The organism is Ferrovibrio sp. GW821-FHT12E11 (assembly GCF_058806975.1).
This window is the reverse complement of record NZ_JBXAQG010000001.1, coordinates 2,224,797-2,244,027: the sequence shown is the minus strand read 5'-3', so window position 1 is coordinate 2,244,027 and position 19,231 is coordinate 2,224,797. Positions and strand designations below refer to the sequence as shown.

Below are 19,231 nucleotides of genomic sequence, written 5' to 3'. Positions count from 1 at the left end.
CAATCTTCTGGCATATTATTCCTGAAATTGCAGGAATCACGCATGACCCCGGATCTGGATGTTTTCGACCTGAAACTGCTCTCGGCCCTGCAGGGCGACGGCCGGCAGCCCAATGCAGCCCTGGCCGAGGCGGTGGGGCTCTCGGCCAGCCAGGTGAGCCGGCGGCTGTCGCGCCTGGAGGAGGACGGGGTGATCGCCGCCTATGCGGCGCTGCTGAATCCGGAAGCGGTCGGCCTCACGGTGATGGCCTTTTCCAATATCTCGCTGGAACGCCAGGCCGAGCAGATGGATGCGTTTGAATCAGCCGTGACGCGGTTTCCCGAAATCCAGGAATGCTATTCGGTGACCGGCGAGGCCGATTTCGTGCTGCGCATCGTGGCGAAGGATTTAAAAAGCTTCGCCGATTTTCTATCGCAGCATCTGCTGCGCGTGCCGGGCGTGCGCGCCGTGCGCAGCTCCATCGTGCTGCACACCATCAAGCGGACGACGGCGCTGCCGCTGGAGGCGAGATAAATCCCCATATGGTGTCATGCCCGGACTTGATCCGGGCATCCACGTCGTCGGATTTTCAGAAAAGCGCGTGGATGGCCGGGACAAGCCCGGCCATGACACTCGATCTTTAAAATTCTACTTGTTCAGAAACGCCGGCGTCGCCGACGAAATCAGCAGTTCGGTCAGGCCGGTCATGGCTTTCTGCACGCGGTCGAAGCCGACCGACTTCACGATCTTGGCCTCGTCCATATAGAGATCGCGGTTGATCTCAAGCTGCAGCGTATGGATGCCGGCATCGCGGCGCGCGTAATGCTGGGTGATATAGCCGCCGGCATAGGGCTTGTTGCGCGCCACGCCGAAACCGCAGGATTTCAGGTAATCCTCGACGCGATCGACCAGCCGGCCGGCGCAGGAGACGCCATGGAAATCGCCCAGCACCATATCGGCGCGGCGCATGCCGGCGTCGGGCATGTTGTTGCCGCCGACGCTGGGCATCGAATGGCAGTCGAGCAGCAGGGCCACGCCGTGATGCGCCTTGGCCTCGGTCAGCAGGGCCTCAAGCGCATCGTGATAGGGCCGCCAGCAGGTCTCGACCCGGCGTTCGGCTTCGGAAAACGGAATCTTGCCCTTGTAGATTTCCATGCCGCCGGCGACGACGCGGGCGATGGTGCCGAGCCCGGCGCCGATCTTGCTGCTGTCGGTGACCACATGCGGCGGCAGCGGCGTATCGAACATGCCGGGATCGAGTTCGTAGGCGGCGCGGTTGGGATCGCAATAGGCCCGCGGGAACAGCGCTTCCAGCAGCGGCGCGCCGAGCGACGGCCCCGCCTTGTAGAGATCGTGGATGAAGGCATCCTCGGAGCGGCGCAGCGACAGCGCGTCGAGCTGGCTGAAGGCCTTGAAGCTGGCCGGGTAGATATCGCCCGAATGGGGCGAGGACAGCACCAGGGCGCTGCGTCCGGCCACCGGCAAAGTCACCCGGATCGGCGGATCGTTGGGGAATTCCGGATCGGGCTGGAACCGGCGGGTTTTGAGCGTGGCGCTGCTTGTCATTCGGACCTGGAAAGCTGCCGGACGGGGAAATCCCGGGCCGACCGGATACTGGGGCAACTGGCAGGAGAATATGGGGCATCCGGGCGGGACTTGCCAACCGGCGTCGCAGCCATTAAAAGCCAGCCGTCCGGTCGACCCCCGGACCCGACGGTTTTCCCTGAAGACCGGCGGTTGCGCGTAATGGGCGGTTAGCTCAGCGGTAGAGCACTACCTTGACATGGTAGGGGTCACAAGTTCGATCCTTGTACCGCCCACCACGCGCCGGCCCCGGCCCTGGCACTCACCCCTTGCTAGTCCTCGCACCGCTTTCTATAAACGCGGGCCACAGGCCTGACCGGGCTGTTTCGAGCCGGCGGTGAACAGGGGATTTTCCGATATGGCGCAGGATGTTGCCGCTGCCTTGATTGCGTTTCTGCGCCAGATGGACCCGAGCAACGCCAGCGATCCGCTGCTGACGCCCGAGGTCGACCTGATCGACGGCGGCTATATCGACAGCTTCGGCATGGTGGAGCTGATTGCCTTCGTGCTGTCGAGCTGGAATGTCGACCTCTCCAGCGCCGATTTCTACGATGGCCAGATGCGCAAGGTCTCGGGCATCGCCGCCGCCATCCAGTCCAAGGCCGGCTGAGACCATGGCTGCCGCGCTGTTCCGGGTCAAATCCACCGTCGCCATCCCGGCGCATGGCCGCGACTTGGTGCGCTATGCCGCCGCCTATATCCACCCCTCGGTGCGCCGGGTCTGGATCGAGAATGAGGCCTGGTGGCTGGAAAGCGCCGAAGACCTGGGCCAGCAGCAGGTCGATGACGGCTTCGCCATCCTGTGCAAGCGCTTTGGCAATGTCGAACTGCCGCCGCTGATCCCCAGCTTCACCCTGCCGGCCCCGGACACCCTGACCAAAGCCGTGTCCGAGATCGATCCGACCCTGTTCCAGCCGACCGCGCCGGGCCTGTTCATCCTGCGGCCGCCCTACAGCGACCTGATGCGCTTCCTCGACTGGACGCTGATGTGGCGTTTCGCCCGCGCCTTCAGCGCGCGCGACGAGATCTATCCGAACGTCATCCCGATCGAGCAGCTGGCGCTGACCCAGCATCTGCGCGCCTTCCCCGAGCATCTGCATTTCATCTCGCATCTGACCGAGGACCTGCAGGTGCTGGATGCCTTTGCCTCGCGGGCGCGCGCCTCGGTGCAGAACACGCAGCCGGCAGCCGGCGAACTGGCGCCGGTGGCGCTCGTGCATAATCCCTCCACCTGCTACCACTGCTATGCCGCGCGCACCGGCACGCAGCTGGCCGGCAACGAGGCCGTGACGGCCGTGACGCGCTGCCACCGCTATGAATCGGCCAATCACAGCGATCCCGGCCGTCTGATGGAATTCACGCTGCGCGAGATCGTCTTCCTCGGCTCGGCCGATTACGTGCGCGAGACGCGCGAGACATCGATGCGCATGATCCAGGACTGGGCCACGGCCTGGTCGCTCTATGGCGAGCTGCTGCCGGCCAACGATCCCTTCTTCACCGACGATTACGAAGCCAAGGCCGTGCACCAGCACCGGCTGGCGATGAAATACGAATACCGCGCCGTGCTGCCGGGCACCGGCAAGACGCTGGCGGTGCTGTCGTCGAACCTGCATTCGGCCACCTTCGGCAAGGCCTTCGATATCCGCGTCGACGGCATGCGCGCCAATACCGGCTGCCTCGGCTTCGGCCTCGAACGCCTGGCGATTGCCATCGTCATGCAGCATGGCCTCGATCCGGCCAAGTGGCCCGAAGGCCTGCGCCGCGACCATGCCGCCTGGCGCGCCGCCGACGCGCTGCAGCAGTAACACCGCATGACCGTGCCGCATCTGCGTCCCGCCACGGCCGAGGACTGCGTAGCGATTGCCGGCTGGCTCAACGATCCCGCCACCAACGCCCTGCTGTCCTCCAACCTGCGCCAGGGCGGCCTCACCGCGCAGGCGCTGACGCTCGGCCTGCGCCGGCGCGACCAGCTGTGGACGGTTTTCGGCACTGGTGCAGAGACAGAACCGCAGGGGCTGATCGCGCTGGACAGCATCGACAGCCATGACCGCATCGCCAACCTGTGGTTCGTGCTCGGCGATGTGACGGCGCGCGGGCGTGGCCTGACGCCAGCCGCTATCGAAGCCTTCTGCCGCAGCAATCCGGCGCAGCTTCATGTGGTGACGGCGTGGATCGTCGAGGGCAACACGGCGTCCGTGCGCTGCCTGGAGAAAGCCGGCTTCCACCATGTCGGCCGCGTGGCACAAGGCGTGCGCATGGATGATGGCTGGCGCGACCGCATCCTGATGCAGCGCGTCCTGGAACAGGCCTGATGGATCTTCTGCTGCATACCGGCGGCATCCTGATCACGGCGGCGCTGGCCGCCGTGCTGCCAGCCTGGCCGCGCCGCCTGCTGCTGCTGCTGGCCGCCGCGCTGCTCTATGGCGCCATCGACTGGCGCTTCCCGCCGCTGCTGGCGGCGATCATTCTCGCCACCTGGCTGCTCGGTCTGTGGCTCGGCGCCAAGCCGCGCGGCATGGGCGGCATTCTGCTGGCTGTCGCCGCGGTGCTGTCGCCGCTCGCCGTCTACAAATACCTGCCGGTCTGGCTCGACGGCCTCGACCAGCTGCTGCCGGTCTCGGGGCTGAATTTCGGCGGCTATGGCGCCGTGCTGGTGCCGGTCGGCCTCAGCTTCTACAGCTTCGCCTGCTGCGGCTATCTGATCGACGTGCATCGCCGCAATTATCCGGCCGACCGCAACCTCGTGCGGCTGGCGTTGTTCGCCTCCTTCTATCCGACGCTGCTGTCCGGCCCGATCGAACGCTATCCGCAGCTGGCCAAGCCGCTGTGGGAGTTCCTGCGGCCGACGCCGGAGATGGTGCTGAACGGCCTGCTGCTGATCGCCTATGGCGTCTTCCTGAAAGAGGTGGTGGGCGACCGTCTCGGCGGCGTGGTCGACAGCGCCTACAATACCGGCGCTGCCGGCGGCTGGAGCAATGCGCTGGTCGCCTTTGCCGGTTTCGTGCTGCAGCTGCTGGCCGATTTCGGCGGCTATTCGATGATCGCGGTCGGCGCCGGCAACCTGTTCGGCGTGGCGCTGACGGTGAATTTCCGCCAGCCCTTCTTCGCCCAGACGCTGACCGATTTCTGGCAGCGCTGGCATATCTCGCTGACGCGCTGGATCGGCGACTATGTCTATCGCCCCACCGCGCTGCTGCTGGTCAAGCACACCAAATGGACGCGCTGGTGGAAGGAGGCCGTCGCCTCCTATGTCACCTGGATCACCATGGGCCTATGGCATGGCGCCGAAGGCACCTATCTGCTGTTCGGCGCGCTGCAGGCCACGCTGATGCTGACGCACAAGGCGCTGCCGGCCCTGCCGGGCGCACGCGATGCCGCCTGGCGCCGCAGCCTCAACATCGCCGCCACTATGATGGTGGTGGTGATCAGCTTCGGCATCATCCGCGCCGCCTCGCTCGGCCAGTATGGCGAGCTGCTCGGCGCGCTGGTGACGCTGGCGCCGGCCACCGCCAAGATCGACATCTCGCGCACCGCGCTGATCGGCGCCGTGCTGATGCTGGCGGTGGAAGCCGTGATTCATTTCCGCCCCGGCTTCCGCTTCACGTCTGTTACACTGCGCGCGGCACTGATCTTCGGCTTTGTGGTGGCCACGGTCCTGTTGGGAAATGACGATGCCCGGAATTTCATCTACTTCCGGTTCTGAGCCGATGCGTCCGACACTCAAGGGCCCGGCAACGCGGCGCCAGGTCGGCATCGCCGTCGTCACGGTGGCGCTGGCGCTGGCGATCTGCGACCAGCTTTATGGCCTCGTCTTCGACCGGCTGTTCGCCGCCTCGTCCTTCAATCCGGCGGCGCGCGTGCAGAGGTCGGGCGCCGAGACCGTGATCCTCGGCGCGTCCGGCGCGCATTACGCTCTCGATCCCGTGGTGATCGGCGGCAAGACCTACAATGCCGCCGAAGACGGCCAGAGCGGCTATTACGTCGCCACGCTGCTGAACGTGCTGCCGGCCGGCAGTGTGCGCCGCGTGATCTACGGCTTCGATCCGGCCGATGTGATCAGCGGCCTCAACGGGCCGAATGTCAGTCACCTGGCACGTTTCGCGCCCTTTGCCACGCTGGACCCGCAGTTCGAGACCTGGGTGACCGGCGGCAAGCTGCTGGCGCGACTCAAACTGCGCTCGGGCTTCTATCGCTATCGCGGCATCGGCGCGACCGCGCTGCGCGGCCTGCGCCAGCCGATGCAAGCTTCCGACACCGGTTTTCAGCCGCTGCAAGGCGCCATGGCGCGGCCGGCGTCGGATCCGATCACCGGCGGACCGGTCGCGCAGCCCTCGCCCTCGGGCCTCGCCATGCTGGAGGCCATCGCCACTGCCGTGCGCCGCCATGATGCCGAACTGGTGGTGGTGATGACGCCGATGTATCGCTACGACCGCACGCGGCTGACGGAAATGCAGCCGGTCAACGATGCCATGCGGCAGAGTCTGGCCGGCGTGAAAAAACTCTGCGACCTCACCGCGCCCGACGATCCGCGCCTGGCGGATGTCTTCGATAATCATCAGTATTACCGCGATGGCGCCCATACCAACGGTCCCGGCGCCCAGGCCTATTCCGCCATCATCCGCGACCAGATCGCGGCGCGCTGCTTCCGCTGAGCTGCAGCCTTACGGCTTCGGCAGCGTGGCGAGATATTTTTCCACCACCGGACCCCAGGTCTTCGCGCCGTTGGTCCCAAAAAACAGGCCGTGGCCGTCCTTGCCCCAGGGACCGAGCGCGGTGAACTGCGCCTTGCCGCCGGCGGCGGTGAACTTGTCGTACATCGCTTTCGATAAGGCCGGCGCGAAGAAGGTGTCGTTTTCGGTATAGACCCAGAGCATCGGTTGCCGCGCCGTGGCGCCATAGCGGCCGGCCGCCTCCACCAGCGCGTCGGGCGTGCAGTTGGTGTTGGGCTTTTCTTCGGCCCAGCCGCCGCGGCCACCGGCGAAATTGATCAGCCCGGCGATGCCCTGCGGATTGCGGCTGGCATAGGCGATGGTGGCCCAGCCGCCGGCCGACTGGCCGACCACCAGCGTGCGGCCCGGCTGCACATAGGACAGCGTCGTCACGTAACGCACGGCGGCATCGATATCGTCGGCACTGGCCAGGCCGGCATGATGGAAGTTCGGCCGCGAGCAGCTGCCGTAATTCTCGACCCAGTCGCCGCCGGTCTCGCCATAGCCGCGGCGCAGCGGAAAGGCGACGACATAGCCGCGCTGCAGGAACCACTGCGCCACTTCCGACTCACAGGTGGATGGCTTCATGGTCGGACGCAGGGAGGCCTTGGCCGGGGAACCATGGTTGATCACCGCCACCGGCGCCGGCGCCTCGCCTGGCGGGCGGCAGCTGCGCAGCTGCAGCACCTGCTGCTTCTGCTGGCCATCGACGAAGGACCAGATCCAGTGCAGCTGCATACGGGCGGGGCCGTCCGGGGCGGCCTGGGGTCCGATGGCGATGGTCTGCGCGCCGGCCGAGGCCGTCAGGACGGCCAGCAACGGGATTACAACCAGGGCGTAGAGCAACGGGCGCATCGGCGGTCCCCCCTTTGCCGCGCAGTGCTATCACAGATGGCAGCCGGCGACCATTACGGGAATTGGATCGCCTCCTATTCGCCAAAAAACCCGGAAAACTGGGCTTTTTCATTCAGAAAAAATTAAGCATACTCATCCGACAGTGGGCAGGCTGGCCAAGGGTCAATGGCCGAGCCATTGCGGGGAAGGTCACAGCATGGCGAGTGAAGCGGCAGCCGTTCCGGTGGGCAGCGTATTCATTGAACATTCGCGCTTTTTGCCCGGACCCGCGCGGGCGCGCTGGCGCGTCGAACGCATCGTCGCCCTGCCGAACCTGCCCGAGCATGCCGCCATCCGAAAACTGGAGTCCGGCGGCGAAGAGCGCCTGATTACCCTGCAGGCCCTGGTCCAGAGCGGCAAATACACCCGGGAAGTCGAAAATTCACACGCATAATCAAGATTTTAGGTTTTAGGAAACGAAACAGGGAATAGCATACGGCCCAATTCTCATCTAACGGGTCGTCTGAGCGGCCCGCCGGGGGCCATCATGTTCCGTCATTCGCTCAACCGCCTGCTGCTGGCCATCATCCTGTTGCTGGGCACCGTCGGCCTCGTGGTCACCCTGGTGCAGATGCGCGATGCCCAGCTGGCCGCCGCCGAAAAGGGCAAGATCCTCGCCCTGGCCCGCGCCGACCGGCTGCTGTTCGATGGCGTCGCCAATTTCCGCGTGCAGCGCGGCCAGGCTCAGGCCGACATCCTCTCGCTGGATAATGGCCGTGCCGCGATGGAAACCATCAAGGCGGATTACGCCAGGCGCTATGCCAGCGTGCAGCAGGCCTTTGTCGGCCTCGACGTCCCCGACCAGGCGAAGCTGAAGGCCGCCATCGCCGAGCAATGGAGCATTGTGGACGGCAAATTCCCCAGCCTGCTGGCAGAAGGCGACAAGCCCAAGGCCAGCCGCGCCATCGCCAACACCAACGACTGGTACAATTCCACCACCGGGCTGATCAATGCGGTGAACGCCACCTCCGCCGTGGTGAGCAACGAAATCCGCATTCTCGATCCGCTGATCGCCGAGCTGGTGCAGGTGCGCCGCCTCGCCTGGCAGATCCGCGACCGCTATGGCATCCAGTGCTCGATCCAGCGCCAGAACATCAACACCAACAAGCCGCTCGACGACACCCAGCGCACCACGCTGCTGCGCAATCGCGGCATCGTGCAGGCCGGCTGGGAAGGCCTGGAGGACCAGATCAGCCGCAACGGCGTGATGCCGTCGATCCTGAAAGCCGTGCGCGATGCCAAGGCCGCTCATGACAAGGCGCAGGCCGGCATCGATGCGGTGGTCGCCAAGCTGGATGGCAGCGGCAATCCGGTGATGAGCCCGAACGACTGGAACGCGCTCTGCCAGGGGCCGTTCGAGCAGATCGTCGGGCTGGCCTATATCGCGCTGGATGAAGCGATCGCCTATGCCGACCGCGAACAGGATGCTGCCGAGCGTCGCCTGATGACTGCCGGCGCCGCCGTCGCCGTGGCGCTGCTGCTGGCGCTGGTGGGTATCGTGGTGCTGCGCCGCCGCTTTGCCGGCCCGGTGCATCGCCTGCTGGTTTCGGTCGACGCGCTGCGCCAGCGCGATTACCACACGCCGGTACCGCCGGCGCAGAACCCGGATGAACTCGGCCGCATCACCACCGCACTGGAAGGCCTGCGCGAAAGTGCGGGCCAGGCCCAGCGCCTGGAAGCGGAAGAACGCGATCGCGTCACCGCGCAGCAGCGCGCCCAGGACGAAGAGATGACCCGCAACGAGGCGATCAGTCGTGAGATCGCCGCCTTCTGCACGGCGATTGCCGCCGGCAAGATCGACAGCCGTATCGACGAGACGGGCAAGAGCGGCGTGTTCCTCGACCTGTCGCGGCAGATGAATGGTCTGGCCGCCACGCTGGACAATGTGGTGGGCGAATTCACCGCGGTGATGGGTGGCATGGCGGAAGGCGAGGTGAACCGCCAGGTCAGCGGCGCCTATGACGGCGCCTTCGGCCGCCTGAAAGATGCCGCCAACCGCATGGCCCAGCGCCTGCGCGAGATCGCCGCCCAGCTTGGCGACAGCACCAATGCCGTTCATAACGCCTCGTCCGAACTGATGGCCGGCAACCAGGATCTGGCCAGCCGCACGGAAAGCCAGGCCGCCTCGATCGAGGAAACCGCCGCCTCCATGCACGAGATCACGGCAACCGTGAAACAGAATGCTGACAACGCCCAGGCCGCAAGCCAGCTCGCCACCATGGCGCGCGACACGGCGGAAAAAGGCGGCAGCGTGGTCGCCAATGCGGTCACCGCCGTGACGCAGATCGAGGACAGCGCCAGAAAGATTTCCGATATCATCGGCCTGATCGACGAGATCGCCTTCCAGACCAACCTGCTGGCGCTGAATGCCTCGGTGGAAGCGGCGCGTGCCGGCGAGGCTGGCAAGGGCTTTGCCGTGGTGGCGCAGGAAGTACGCGCGCTGGCGCAACGCTCGGCCAATGCCAGCAAGGACATCAAGGGCCTGATCGCGACGTCCAATGCGCAGGTGAAGACCGGTGCAACGCTGGTGAACCAGGCCGGATCGTCGCTGACCGAGATCGTCGCCGCCGTGAAGAAGGTGACCGATATCGTGGCCGAGATTGCCGCGGCCTCGCGCGAGCAGGCCACCGGCCTCGATCAGATCAACACGGCGGTTGGCCAGATGGATGAGATGACCCAGCGCAATGCCGCGCTGGTGGAAGAAAATACAGCCGTAACCCAGTCGATGGCGGATCAGGCCGCACGACTGGCCGAGCTGGTGCGATTCTTCCGCATCTGAGGCGTCGCGGTAACCATAATGGTTGGCCCAGCGCCTTCGCCGCACCGCAGGATGATCCGTGCGCGGACCACACCGCGGGGGCTATAGGTGTTTCCTATCGCCTTATCAAAAAATCATTACCCGCAGATTTGATTTACTGATTTTATGACCCTGCCCGTTCTGCGGGCATGCCCCGTATCGTCTTGACCAGCGTCAATAATTTTGCCCCGAGGGACCTCATGCTGATCGGCCGCCTGCCGCTCGTCACCAAGATCACGCTTGTCGTGGCCACCCTGATCGTTCTCACGGCCGCCGCAGTTGGCGGCGCCGCCATCTGGCGCATCCGCGGCGAACTGGCCGAGCAGGTGATCCAGCGCCAGAACAACAGCCTGCGCACCCTGGCGGTGCTGGTGCGCAAGAGCTTCCCCGATACCAAATTCGATATCGATGCCCAGGGCCGCGTCGGCCGCGTGACCATGACGACGATCCCGGATTTCGACAATCATGACATGATCGACGAGATCGGCAGGGTGACCGGCGAAACCGCCACCGTCTTCCGCTGGCAGGATGCCGAGCAGGACTTCTTCCGCAAGACCACCAATATCATCAATGCCGAAGGCAAGCGCGCGGTCGGCACGCCGCTGGGCAAGGGCAGTGCTGCCTATGGCCCAGTGACCCAGGGCCGCACCTATCTGGGCGAGGCGGTGATTCTGGGCAAACCCTATTACACCGTCTATCACCCGATTTATGACTCCGCCGGCAAGGTCAGCGGCATTCTCTATGCCGGCGTGCTGAAAGAGCGCATCGACGCGTTCGGCGATCATATCGCCATGAACCTGATCATCGCCGGCCTCATCGCCATCGTGATTGGCGGCGTGATCGCCGTGCTGCTGACCCGGATGCTGCTGCGGCCGCTGCCGAAGATCGCCGGCTGGACCGGCGAACTGGCTGACAACAACCTGCGCATCGAGATCGGCTATCTGGATCGCGGCGACGAGGTCGGCAAGCTGGCTCGCGCCGTCAACGCGCTGAAGCAGACCTCGGTCGGTGCGGCGCGCGCCGAAAGCGGCCTGGAGAATGTCACCGCCAATGTGATGATTGCCGACGAGGACAATGTCATCGTCTATTGCAACCGCGCAGTGATCGCCACGCTGAAAACGGCAGAATCCGACATCAAGCGCGACCTGCCGCATTTCAATGCGGAAGACCTGATCGGCAAGAAGATCGATATCTTCCACAAGAACCCGGCGCATCAGACCGCCATGCTGTCCAGGCTGAAGGACACCTACCGCACCCGCATCACGGTTGGCGGCCGCAGCTTCGACCTGATCGCCAATCCCGCCGTCAACAAGCGCGGCGAACGCGTCGGCACCGTGGTGGAATGGGCCGACCGCACCGAAGAGATCCGGCTTGGCAACGAGGTTGTGGAGCTGATCGAAGGCGCCACCGACAAGGGCTTTGCCGAGCGCGTCGATGTCAGCACCAAGAGCGGATTCATCAAGGCGCTGGGTGAAGCGATCAACACCATGTCCGACAAATGCCAGGCGATGACCGGCGAGATCGCCACCGCGATCAGCGCCATGGCCGGCGGCGACCTGACCCACAAGCTGTCGCGCGACTATCCGGGTATCTTCGGCCAGCTGAAAACCGGCGCCACTGCGCTGTCGGAAAAGCTGCGCGATTTCGCCGGACAGCTGAACGATACGGCACGTACCGTGCGCGATGCCTCGGGCGAAATCTCCAGCGGCAGCCAGGATCTGGCCAGCCGCACGGAAAGCCAGGCGGCCTCGATCGAGGAAACCGCCGCGTCGATGCATGAGATCACGACGACCGTGAAGCAGAATGCCGACAACGCCCAGGCCGCCAACCAGCTGGCGACAGCGGCGCGCGATACCGCCGAAAAGGGCGGCAGCGTGGTGGCCAATGCGGTGACGGCCGTGACGCAGATCGAGGAAAGCGCGCAGAAGATCAGCGACATCGTGGGCCTGATCGACGAGATCGCCTTCCAGACCAACCTGCTGGCGCTGAATGCGAGCGTGGAAGCGGCGCGCGCCGGCGAGGCCGGCAAAGGCTTCGCCGTCGTCGCCCAGGAAGTGCGCGCACTGGCCCAGCGCTCGGCCAATGCGTCGAAGGACATCAAGGCGCTGATCTCGACCTCGAATGCCCAGGTGAAAACCGGCGCGGCCCTGGTCAACCAGACCGGAGCCTCGCTGACCGAGATCGTCGGCGCAATCAAGAAAGTGTCGGATATCGTCGCCGAGATCGCTGCCGCCAGCCGCGAGCAGGCCAGCGGCCTGGAGCAGGTGAATACCGCCGTGGGCCAGATGGACGAGATGACCCAGCGCAACGGCGCCCTGGTCGAGGAAACCTCCGCTTCTGCCCAGGCGCTCGCCAACCAGGGCCGTCAGCTTGCCGAACTGGTCGGCTTCTTCAGACTGGGCGGCACCATGCCGGCCACCCCGTCAGCAGCTCCGTCGGCGGCCGCAAAACCCTCAACAGCCGTCGCGGCGCCCCCGGCAGCCGCAAAGACGGCAGTGGTGAAGCCGGCTGCGGCAAAACCCGTCGCGGCCGCCAAGCCGGCACCGGCGGCCCCGCCGCCGAAGCCAGCCGCAGCCCCGGCGCCCAAGCCGGCGCCGAAAGCGGCCGATGATGACGACTGGCAGGAGTTCTGAACGCGGTTCCCGCCTGAACCCCGGACAAATGGCGCGGCACATTACCGTTTTTACAGTTTCGCCGCGCCGCGTCCGCCACTAGCTTCCCGGCCATGTCTTCCGGAGAGAAATATCTGCGCCCGATGCTGGATTCCGGCTCGTCGCGCGTCCTCAACCTGCTCGATCAGACCCTGCGGCTGCGCCAGAATGCCGCCAGGGCCGGCGCGCAGGGCAATGGCGCGGCCCATGACGAGCCGCTGTTCTTCAAGAGCCGCAAGGCCAACAATCTGGTCCTGGTCAAATACAGTCCCTCCATGCAGGAGCGTGACCAGCTCAGCGATGGCCGGCCAGTGCAGACCAAGCTGTATCTCGCCTTCAACGAACGCAACATTTACGAGGGTGGCAAGACCGTGCTGCTCTCCGATCCGCAGCTGGATCCGGTGATGGCCGAACATCTGGCCACTTCGCCGGAGCTGAATGCCGACCATTTCTATCACGACCGCAACCTGCTGGAGCTGATCGACGGCCTGCCCTCGCTCGATCCCTTCCTGATCCGCGACCGCCTGGAAATCGAGGCGATCCCGGTCAACGAGGCCTATCTGGAAATCCCGGCGGCCGAACTGGCGGCGATCAAGAGCTTCGTGCGCGAGAAGATGACGGCGGTGGCCGGCTTCGCCATGCAGGGCCAGAGCGACCAGAAGGATTCGACGCTGGCCGTCGACCGCCTCACCCAGAAATTGTGGGAGGCCAAGGATGCCGAGGCGCTGCGTCCGGTGATCGAGGCCTTTCGCATCGATCCCGCCGACGCACCGGGCATCGTCTATGCCTGGAAGGGCACGATCTATTTCGATTACGACTTCCATCGCAACGAGGCGAAGTGGAAGCGGGTCGGGGCCTGGCTGAGCGGCGGCGCCGAACCGCGCGATTCCGGCTACGGCAGCCAGCAGGCCGAGATCGCCCGCCTGCGCGACGAAGCCCAGCATGCGCGGTCGAAGACCTGGATGCAGGTGAGCGGCCTGCTGCAGCAGTATCACCAGAGTTTCGACGCCCTGTTCGTGAACAAGGAAAACGGCGGCGCCTTCATCGATTTCCTGAAGAAATCCAAGGATACCTTCTGGGCCCTGGGTGACGGCCTGTCGCGGCTCAGTCATTCCCACAATATCTGGGAGCGCTCGACCGAGCGGTTTCCGATGCGGAAACTGCCGAGCGGCAACCTGATCGACCTGCTGGACGGCATCCGTCGCATTCACGAGGCGTAAAAACGCCGTAGCGTTGTGCAAACGCTGCTCCCTTGTGCATGCAACCCTGCATCGCATAACCCCTAGGTATGCCTTAACCATGTTTTAGACAGCCTGCGGCACTCTGCCTGCGGATCAAGGGTTGCACGCCTCTTTGTGGCGGCGCACTCTAGTCATCAGTGGGGTATTCAGGGGGAGCGCAAGAATGCGTTTCGGCATCCGTCAGAAGTTATTGCTCGCTGTTGGCGTCATCGCCGCCATGGCGGTCGTCTCCAGTCTGGTTTCATTTGCCTTCTTCGGCCAGGTGCGCGGCGCCCTGAGCATGCTGACCGAGCGCAGCCTACCGGCGGTGAGCAGCGCGCTGACCCTGGCCGCCCAGAGCGCCGATCTGGCCGCCTCGGCCCCGGCGCTCGCCTATGCCACCAATGATTCCGAACGCAGCACCGCCGGCGCCGTGCTGCAGGGCAAGCTGACCCAGATCGGCCGCACGCTGGCGCAGGTGAAGGCCAGCGACGCGCCGGCGGAAACCCGCGAGGAAGTCGAGCAGGCTTTCGCCCGCCTGTCGGACGCCATGGCCAGCATCGACACCGCCGTGAAGGAACGGCTGGTGCTGAACGGCAAGCGCCAGGCGCTGACCAAGACCATGACCGACAATCACGCCAACTTCCTGTTCCTGGCCCAGCCGGCGGTGGACCAGGCGGTGATGGACATGACGATGGAATTCGAGCTGGTGTCGCGCGCCACCGGCAGCGGCGCCTCGGAAATGATCCAGAGCATCCTCGACAAGCAGGTCGCCGGCAGCCGCGCCCTGCAGGACCTGGTGGCCAAGACCAATCTGAGCGTCGGCATGCTGGCGGTGGCCGCCCAGGCCGACAGCCTGGAGGCGGTGGAGCTGATCCAGGTCGACAACATCAACACCAAGGCCGAGATGCTGCGCACGCTCGACACCGTCGAAGCGATCTTCCCCAACAAGGAAATCGCCGAAATGGTCAGCGGCATCGCCAAGGTGAGCGAAGGCGAGAACGGCCTGTTCAGCGTGCGCCTTGCGGAACTGGCGGCCCAGCGCCAGGGCCTGTCAGCGCTCAGCGAAGGCCGTTCGGCGACGCTGGCGCTGGCCGATGCGGTCGACCAGCTTGTCGCCTCGGCCCGCGCCGATGCGGCGCGGTCGTCAAAGGCCTCGCTCTCGGCGATCGACATTGCACAAACGGTGATGGCGATCATCGCGGTCATCTGCCTGATTGCGGCCGTGGCGATCGGCTGGCTCTATGTCGGCCGCCGCGTCATTGATCCGATCGTGGCCACCACCGGCACCATGGACCGGCTGGCCAAACGCGACTGGAGCGCCGATGTGGTCGGTACCGAGCGCAGCGACGAGATCGGCGACATGGCGCGCGCCGTACAGGTATTCAAGGACCAGGGCCAGGAAGCCCAGGCGCTGCAGACGCAGATCGAAGCTGACCGCAGCCGCTTCGAGGCCGAACGCCAGGCCCAGGAAGCGCTGCTGAAAAGCGCGGTGGGCGATATCGTCAATGCCGCCAATGCCGGCCGGCTCAGCGAACGCATCGACACCAGCCGCATCGCCGGCGTGATGCAGGAGCTGGGCGGCGGCGTCAACCAGTTGCTCGGCACGGTGGAGCGCGCGCTCGGCGATCTCGGCACCATGCTGCACAAGCTGGCCGATGGCGATCTGACCCATCGCATCCGCAACCAGTATGAAGGCCTGTTCGCCCAGTTGACCGGCGATGCCAATCAGGTGAGCGAGCGGCTGGCCAGCACGATGGTGCAGCTGAACACTGCGGCTGCCGCGGTGCGCGACGCGTCTGCGGAGATCTCGACCGGCAGCCAGGATCTGGCGAGCCGGACGGAGAGCCAGGCGGCGGCGCTGGAACAGACGGCCGCCTCGATGCATCAGGTGACGGCGACGGTGAAGCAGAATGCCGACAATGCCCAGGCGGCGAATCAGCTGGCCGGGGTGGCGCGCGACACGGCGGAGAAGGGCGGCGGGGTGGTGACCCAGGCGGTTGCGGCGATGGGCGAGATCGAGGGCAGCGCCCAGAAGATCAGCGATATCGTCGGCCTGATCGACGAGATCGCCTTCCAGACCAACCTGCTGGCGCTCAATGCATCGGTCGAAGCGGCAAGAGCCGGCGAGGCCGGCAAGGGCTTTGCCGTGGTGGCGCAGGAGGTGCGCACCCTGGCGCAGCGCTCGGCCGATGCCAGCAAGCAAATCAAGGGCCTGATCTCGGCCTCCAACGCGCAGGTGAAGTCCGGCGCGGCCCTGGTGAACCAGGCCGGCAGCTCGCTGACCGAGATCGTGACGGCGGTAAAGAAGGTGTCGGACATCGTGGCCGAGATCGCGGCGGCCAGTGCCGAGCAGTCGCGCGGCCTGGAAGAGGTCAACGGCGCGGTGGTCAACATGGACGAGATGACCCAGCGCAACGGCGCGCTGGTCGAGGAGACCAATGCATCTGCCCAGGCCATGGCGAACCAGGCGCGGCAGCTGGCTGAACTGGTCGGGCATTTCCGCGTCGACGGCAGCAGTGCCGCCAACGACAGCGACGCACCGGAAGAGATGAAAGACGCGGCGGACTAAATCATTCCGTCGTCATTCCCGCAAAAAAGCGGGAATGACAAAAAGAAATCAAAGCCCGGTAGCGATACCGGGCTTTTTTTATGCGCTGCGCTTCTTCTCGGCGATGGGCGCCATCGCATCGGCCAGCGCCTGATTGCCCGCGCCACCCAGACGCCGCAGATTGGCGATCACGCCATCGATATCGGCAAGCGGACGGTTCTGGCTCAGCTTGTCCTTGCCTTCGAGCCGCGCGATCGGAATCTCGATCCCGACAATGCCGCGCGCCATGCCTTCGAAATAGCTCGCCGGCTCGTCATCCAGCTTCCAGCCATCGGGGCCTTCGTAGATTTTCGACAGGCGATCGACAATGCCGCGCAGCACCGCCGGATCGCGCGTCACCGTCGCGGTGCCATAGGCATGCGCCACGCGGTAGTTCCAGGTCGGCACCGCCGGCTTCTTGGCATACCAGTTCGGCGAGACATAGCCATGCACGCCTTGGAAGATGCACAGCACCTCCTGGCCGTCGAGCAGGGCGGCCTGCGGGTTGGCGGCAGCCAGATGGCAGATCAGGGTGCCATGCTCGCCGGCGCCATGCTCGCCGGGCCGATTCAGCAGAAACGGCACATGGCTGCCGATCAGGCCCTCCTTGGTGGAGAGCAGCAGGCCGAAGGCATTCTGCTCGATCAGGTCGAAGACCGGGGCGGTGTCGCGCTGGGCGAAATGGGCAGGCACATACATGGGGGCATCCGGGCTGGCGGGCGGGTCACCCGAGCATCTACGGGGCGGGCGGCCCCGCCGCAACAGCAGAATTGCATCGAAATTGCCCCCGCGTGCCAGTCCGGCCAGCCCCGGCCCGCCATATGGGTTATCAAATTTACACCCGCAGAAAGAGAAAAGCCCGCGCGACATTCATCATTCTACTGTAGATTATGCCGGCCATGGCCCTGGATGAATCCGCCCTGCCCTCCGCGACGACGTCCCGCGCCGCTCTGGCCGCAAAGGCCGAGCGGCCGCGGCTCATCAAGGCATCGCAGGAGCTGCGCCGCCGCGCGGTGAACCGCCAGAAGGGCCTGGAATTCACCCTGCCGCCAGAGATGAAGCGACGGCTGGAGGGCGTGATCGCCGCCGCCGTACCCGGATTTGAAGCCGAAATCCTCGGCCGGCTGGCGGAACTGCGCTACCTGCTGGCCGGGGTGGAAAAGGATGATTTCGCCCTGATCTTCCTGCTGCCGCAGCTGCGCGAGCTGGCCTTCGACATCAAGGGCATGGCCGGCACCTTCGGCTACCAGCTGCTGACCGACCTGGCCAAGGGCCTGCACGACTTCCTCAACCAGATCGACATGCCGACCGGCGCCGAGTTCCGGATCGTCGCCATCCATATCGATGCGATCTACCTGCTGCTGGCCCAGCGCATCACCGGCCAGGGCGGCGACCTGGAGCGGCAGCTGCTGATCAATCTCGGCTATGCGACCGAGAAGGTCGCCACCCACTGAGTGCGAGGAGACTGCGCGCCAGATGATGGCGCAGCCAGCGGGTTCAGTTGAGGTGGTTTTCCGGATTGATGTTGCGGTCGACGGTGATCTTGATCTTGCCGAGGAAAATCTCGAACTGGTCGTAGCGCAGCTTCATACCCGGCTTGTCGGCGACTTCCGATTCAAACAGGTAGTTGCAGTGATCGAGCGCATTGACGCAGAAACCCAGCGCCCAGAAATGATCATTGGCATTCTGCAGGAATTTGCGGAAGGCCTCGGGCTTGTTCTCCAGGAATTGCGAATGACAGTCGCGATAATTCTTGAAAATGCTGGCCGTGCTGGCGGTCAGAGCCTTCATCTGCTCGATCGTCGCCTTGCGGTTCATCTGATAGAGGTCTTTCAGATGGCCGAACATGGCAAGATCATAAGGCTCTGAATCCTTCGACTGCAGCCACCGGATCATCTCGGTGCTCTTGCGGATGTTTTCAGCGTATTTGTATTCGTAATAGGCGACGCCCTTCCAGGCGGTGAGGATGCGGTGGCTCTGCGACTTGTCGAGGCCGAAGGCCTCGATGAACATCGCCGCTTCCGGGCTCTGACTGTTCCACAGGCCATTGATGAAATCGGCCAGAGAACGTGACTTGCGCTTGATCACCTGCTCGGGGAAGGCCTTGGTGATGATCGGGAAGACATCGCGGGTGATGATGCTCTTGATGCTCAGCTCCTCGACCTTGTCGAGGCCGAGGAAATCGCCGTCCACTTCCAGGTCGGCTTCCTCGAATTTCACCCGCATCAGGAAGGGATCGAGCGATGGGATATCGTCGATCAGGCTGAGCAGTTCAAGATCGCGCGCGGTTTCCGGCGTCACCGTCTCCAGATCGATGCCGATGAAATACCGCAGCTTGGCCGCGAAGTCGGCTTCGCGCAGATAGACGCCATGGCCGCCATCCTGCGGCATGACCGAATCATAGGGGAAATACAGACAGGTCTCGACCGGACGATCCTGCTTGTTCAGGCTCTCGCCGGCGACGAAATCGGCGATGTCCATTTCGAAATTCGGATACTTGAAGATGATCGCCTTGTTCAGACGCGCATTGTCGAAAAAATTGTTGTTCGCGCGCCGCGCCTTCTTGGGCACGTTGAAGACGACATTCGACCGGTCGGAGAGAATCTTCTCCAGCAGGGGCGAAATATTCTTCCGGGTCCGTTTGGTTTTTTTCGTAAGCGTCATCGCGCTGCCCGATCCCACCATACCTACAATCCCCACGGGTGGCTGATCCTGACGCGGTCTCCCGACGGCGCCAGGCCAGTAAAGAATTATCGGCATACTGTCACGATTCCAAATTCTACTGAAAGTTATAGTTTGAAAATGTG

The 19,231-nt window shown here is 64.6% G+C and carries 16 protein-coding genes and 1 tRNA gene; 13 read left to right on the top strand and 4 right to left on the bottom strand.

Annotated elements, in window-relative coordinates; translation table 11 throughout:
- Positions 1-42 precede the first annotated feature (42 nt).
- On the top strand, positions 43-513 hold the full coding sequence (locus tag AC1ROT_RS11170; protein ID WP_492999039.1) for an Lrp/AsnC family transcriptional regulator: 471 nt from the start codon (positions 43-45) through the stop codon (positions 511-513).
- Positions 514-627: 114 nt separating this feature from the next.
- Here AC1ROT_RS11170 and AC1ROT_RS11165 read toward each other — a convergent pair whose 3' ends face one another.
- Positions 628-1,545: an N-formylglutamate amidohydrolase gene (locus AC1ROT_RS11165; protein ID WP_492973771.1), complete on the bottom strand. Its 918-nt coding sequence runs from the start codon at positions 1,543-1,545 to the stop codon at positions 628-630.
- A 182-nt stretch (positions 1,546-1,727) separates the two neighbouring features.
- Between AC1ROT_RS11165 and AC1ROT_RS11160 the strand changes: the two genes are divergently transcribed.
- The 6 genes from AC1ROT_RS11160 to AC1ROT_RS11135 all read left to right on the top strand — a co-directional run bounded on the left by AC1ROT_RS11160 (position 1,728) and on the right by AC1ROT_RS11135 (position 6,215).
- Positions 1,728-1,802, top strand: a tRNA-Val gene (locus tag AC1ROT_RS11160).
- Between the two features lie 119 nt (positions 1,803-1,921).
- Entirely contained in the window at positions 1,922-2,173 is a 252-nt protein-coding gene (locus AC1ROT_RS11155) for a hypothetical protein (RefSeq protein WP_492999037.1), read from the top strand.
- A gap of 4 nt (positions 2,174-2,177) precedes the next feature.
- Entirely contained in the window at positions 2,178-3,368 is a 1,191-nt protein-coding gene (locus AC1ROT_RS11150; protein WP_492999035.1) for a class-II aminoacyl-tRNA synthetase family protein, read from the top strand.
- Between the two features lie 6 nt (positions 3,369-3,374).
- Positions 3,375-3,875 carry a GNAT family N-acetyltransferase gene (locus AC1ROT_RS11145; RefSeq protein WP_492999033.1) on the top strand — a complete coding sequence of 167 codons (501 nt, stop codon included), beginning with the start codon at positions 3,375-3,377 and terminating at the stop codon, positions 3,873-3,875.
- Positions 3,875-5,266, top strand: a complete 1,392-nt coding sequence (locus tag AC1ROT_RS11140) for an MBOAT family O-acyltransferase (RefSeq protein WP_492973775.1) — start codon at positions 3,875-3,877, stop codon at positions 5,264-5,266. Before AC1ROT_RS11145 ends, AC1ROT_RS11140 begins: the two co-directional genes overlap by 1 nt.
- A gap of 4 nt (positions 5,267-5,270) precedes the next feature.
- Positions 5,271-6,215, top strand: coding sequence for a hypothetical protein (locus AC1ROT_RS11135; protein ID WP_492999032.1), 945 nt, complete (start codon positions 5,271-5,273; stop codon positions 6,213-6,215).
- 9 nt (positions 6,216-6,224) lie between these two features.
- On the opposite strand, the gene AC1ROT_RS11130 is transcribed toward AC1ROT_RS11135, so the two are convergent.
- On the bottom strand, positions 6,225-7,127 hold the full coding sequence (locus AC1ROT_RS11130) for an alpha/beta hydrolase family protein (protein ID WP_492999031.1): 903 nt from the start codon (positions 7,125-7,127) through the stop codon (positions 6,225-6,227).
- A gap of 196 nt (positions 7,128-7,323) precedes the next feature.
- On the opposite strand from AC1ROT_RS11130, the gene AC1ROT_RS11125 reads away from it, so the two are divergent.
- The 5 genes from AC1ROT_RS11125 (at position 7,324) to AC1ROT_RS11105 (ending at position 16,406) form a co-directional block, all read left to right on the top strand.
- A complete protein-coding gene (locus AC1ROT_RS11125) occupies positions 7,324-7,560 on the top strand; it encodes a hypothetical protein (RefSeq protein ID WP_492973778.1) in 237 nt (78 codons plus the stop codon).
- 93 nt (positions 7,561-7,653) lie between these two features.
- Entirely contained in the window at positions 7,654-9,945 is a 2,292-nt protein-coding gene (locus tag AC1ROT_RS11120) for a methyl-accepting chemotaxis protein (protein WP_492973779.1), read from the top strand.
- 218 nt (positions 9,946-10,163) lie between these two features.
- A complete protein-coding gene (locus tag AC1ROT_RS11115; RefSeq protein ID WP_492999030.1) occupies positions 10,164-12,596 on the top strand; it encodes a methyl-accepting chemotaxis protein in 2,433 nt (810 codons plus the stop codon).
- A 92-nt stretch (positions 12,597-12,688) separates the two neighbouring features.
- On the top strand, positions 12,689-13,834 hold the full coding sequence (locus tag AC1ROT_RS11110) for a hypothetical protein (RefSeq protein WP_492999028.1): 1,146 nt from the start codon (positions 12,689-12,691) through the stop codon (positions 13,832-13,834).
- Positions 13,835-14,018: 184 nt separating this feature from the next.
- The gene (locus AC1ROT_RS11105) at positions 14,019-16,406 is read left to right on the top strand and encodes a methyl-accepting chemotaxis protein (protein WP_492999026.1); all 2,388 of its coding nucleotides are present in this window, start codon (positions 14,019-14,021) and stop codon (positions 16,404-16,406) included.
- Positions 16,407-16,484: 78 nt separating this feature from the next.
- On the opposite strand, the gene AC1ROT_RS11100 is transcribed toward AC1ROT_RS11105, so the two are convergent.
- Entirely contained in the window at positions 16,485-17,123 is a 639-nt protein-coding gene (locus tag AC1ROT_RS11100) for an FMN-binding negative transcriptional regulator (RefSeq protein ID WP_492973718.1), read from the bottom strand.
- A 200-nt stretch (positions 17,124-17,323) separates the two neighbouring features.
- Between AC1ROT_RS11100 and AC1ROT_RS11095 the strand changes: the two genes are divergently transcribed.
- Positions 17,324-17,878, top strand: a complete 555-nt coding sequence (locus AC1ROT_RS11095) for a hypothetical protein (RefSeq protein WP_492999024.1) — start codon at positions 17,324-17,326, stop codon at positions 17,876-17,878.
- A 43-nt stretch (positions 17,879-17,921) separates the two neighbouring features.
- Here the strand turns inward: AC1ROT_RS11095 and AC1ROT_RS11090 are convergent, their stop codons facing one another.
- Positions 17,922-19,088: a hypothetical protein gene (locus tag AC1ROT_RS11090; RefSeq protein ID WP_492973716.1), complete on the bottom strand. Its 1,167-nt coding sequence runs from the start codon at positions 19,086-19,088 to the stop codon at positions 17,922-17,924.
- Positions 19,089-19,231 lie beyond the last annotated feature (143 nt).

Bases quoted from the DNA above. Each gene is read 5' to 3' on its own strand.
- AC1ROT_RS11170 (WP_492999039.1), top strand. From the start codon at position 43: ATGACCCCGGATCTGGATGTTTTCGACCTGAAACTGCTCTCGGCCCTG.
- AC1ROT_RS11165 (WP_492973771.1), bottom strand. From the start codon at position 1,545: ATGACAAGCAGCGCCACGCTCAAAACCCGCCGGTTCCAGCCCGATCCG.
- AC1ROT_RS11155 (WP_492999037.1), top strand. From the start codon at position 1,922: ATGGCGCAGGATGTTGCCGCTGCCTTGATTGCGTTTCTGCGCCAGATG.
- AC1ROT_RS11150 (WP_492999035.1), top strand. From the start codon at position 2,178: ATGGCTGCCGCGCTGTTCCGGGTCAAATCCACCGTCGCCATCCCGGCG.
- AC1ROT_RS11145 (WP_492999033.1), top strand. From the start codon at position 3,375: ATGACCGTGCCGCATCTGCGTCCCGCCACGGCCGAGGACTGCGTAGCG.
- AC1ROT_RS11140 (WP_492973775.1), top strand. From the start codon at position 3,875: ATGGATCTTCTGCTGCATACCGGCGGCATCCTGATCACGGCGGCGCTG.
- AC1ROT_RS11135 (WP_492999032.1), top strand. From the start codon at position 5,271: ATGCGTCCGACACTCAAGGGCCCGGCAACGCGGCGCCAGGTCGGCATC.
- AC1ROT_RS11130 (WP_492999031.1), bottom strand. From the start codon at position 7,127: ATGCGCCCGTTGCTCTACGCCCTGGTTGTAATCCCGTTGCTGGCCGTC.
- AC1ROT_RS11125 (WP_492973778.1), top strand. From the start codon at position 7,324: ATGGCGAGTGAAGCGGCAGCCGTTCCGGTGGGCAGCGTATTCATTGAA.
- AC1ROT_RS11120 (WP_492973779.1), top strand. From the start codon at position 7,654: ATGTTCCGTCATTCGCTCAACCGCCTGCTGCTGGCCATCATCCTGTTG.
- AC1ROT_RS11115 (WP_492999030.1), top strand. From the start codon at position 10,164: ATGCTGATCGGCCGCCTGCCGCTCGTCACCAAGATCACGCTTGTCGTG.
- AC1ROT_RS11110 (WP_492999028.1), top strand. From the start codon at position 12,689: ATGTCTTCCGGAGAGAAATATCTGCGCCCGATGCTGGATTCCGGCTCG.
- AC1ROT_RS11105 (WP_492999026.1), top strand. From the start codon at position 14,019: ATGCGTTTCGGCATCCGTCAGAAGTTATTGCTCGCTGTTGGCGTCATC.
- AC1ROT_RS11100 (WP_492973718.1), bottom strand. From the start codon at position 17,123: ATGTATGTGCCTGCCCATTTCGCCCAGCGCGACACCGCCCCGGTCTTC.
- AC1ROT_RS11095 (WP_492999024.1), top strand. From the start codon at position 17,324: ATGGCCCTGGATGAATCCGCCCTGCCCTCCGCGACGACGTCCCGCGCC.
- AC1ROT_RS11090 (WP_492973716.1), bottom strand. From the start codon at position 19,088: ATGACGCTTACGAAAAAAACCAAACGGACCCGGAAGAATATTTCGCCC.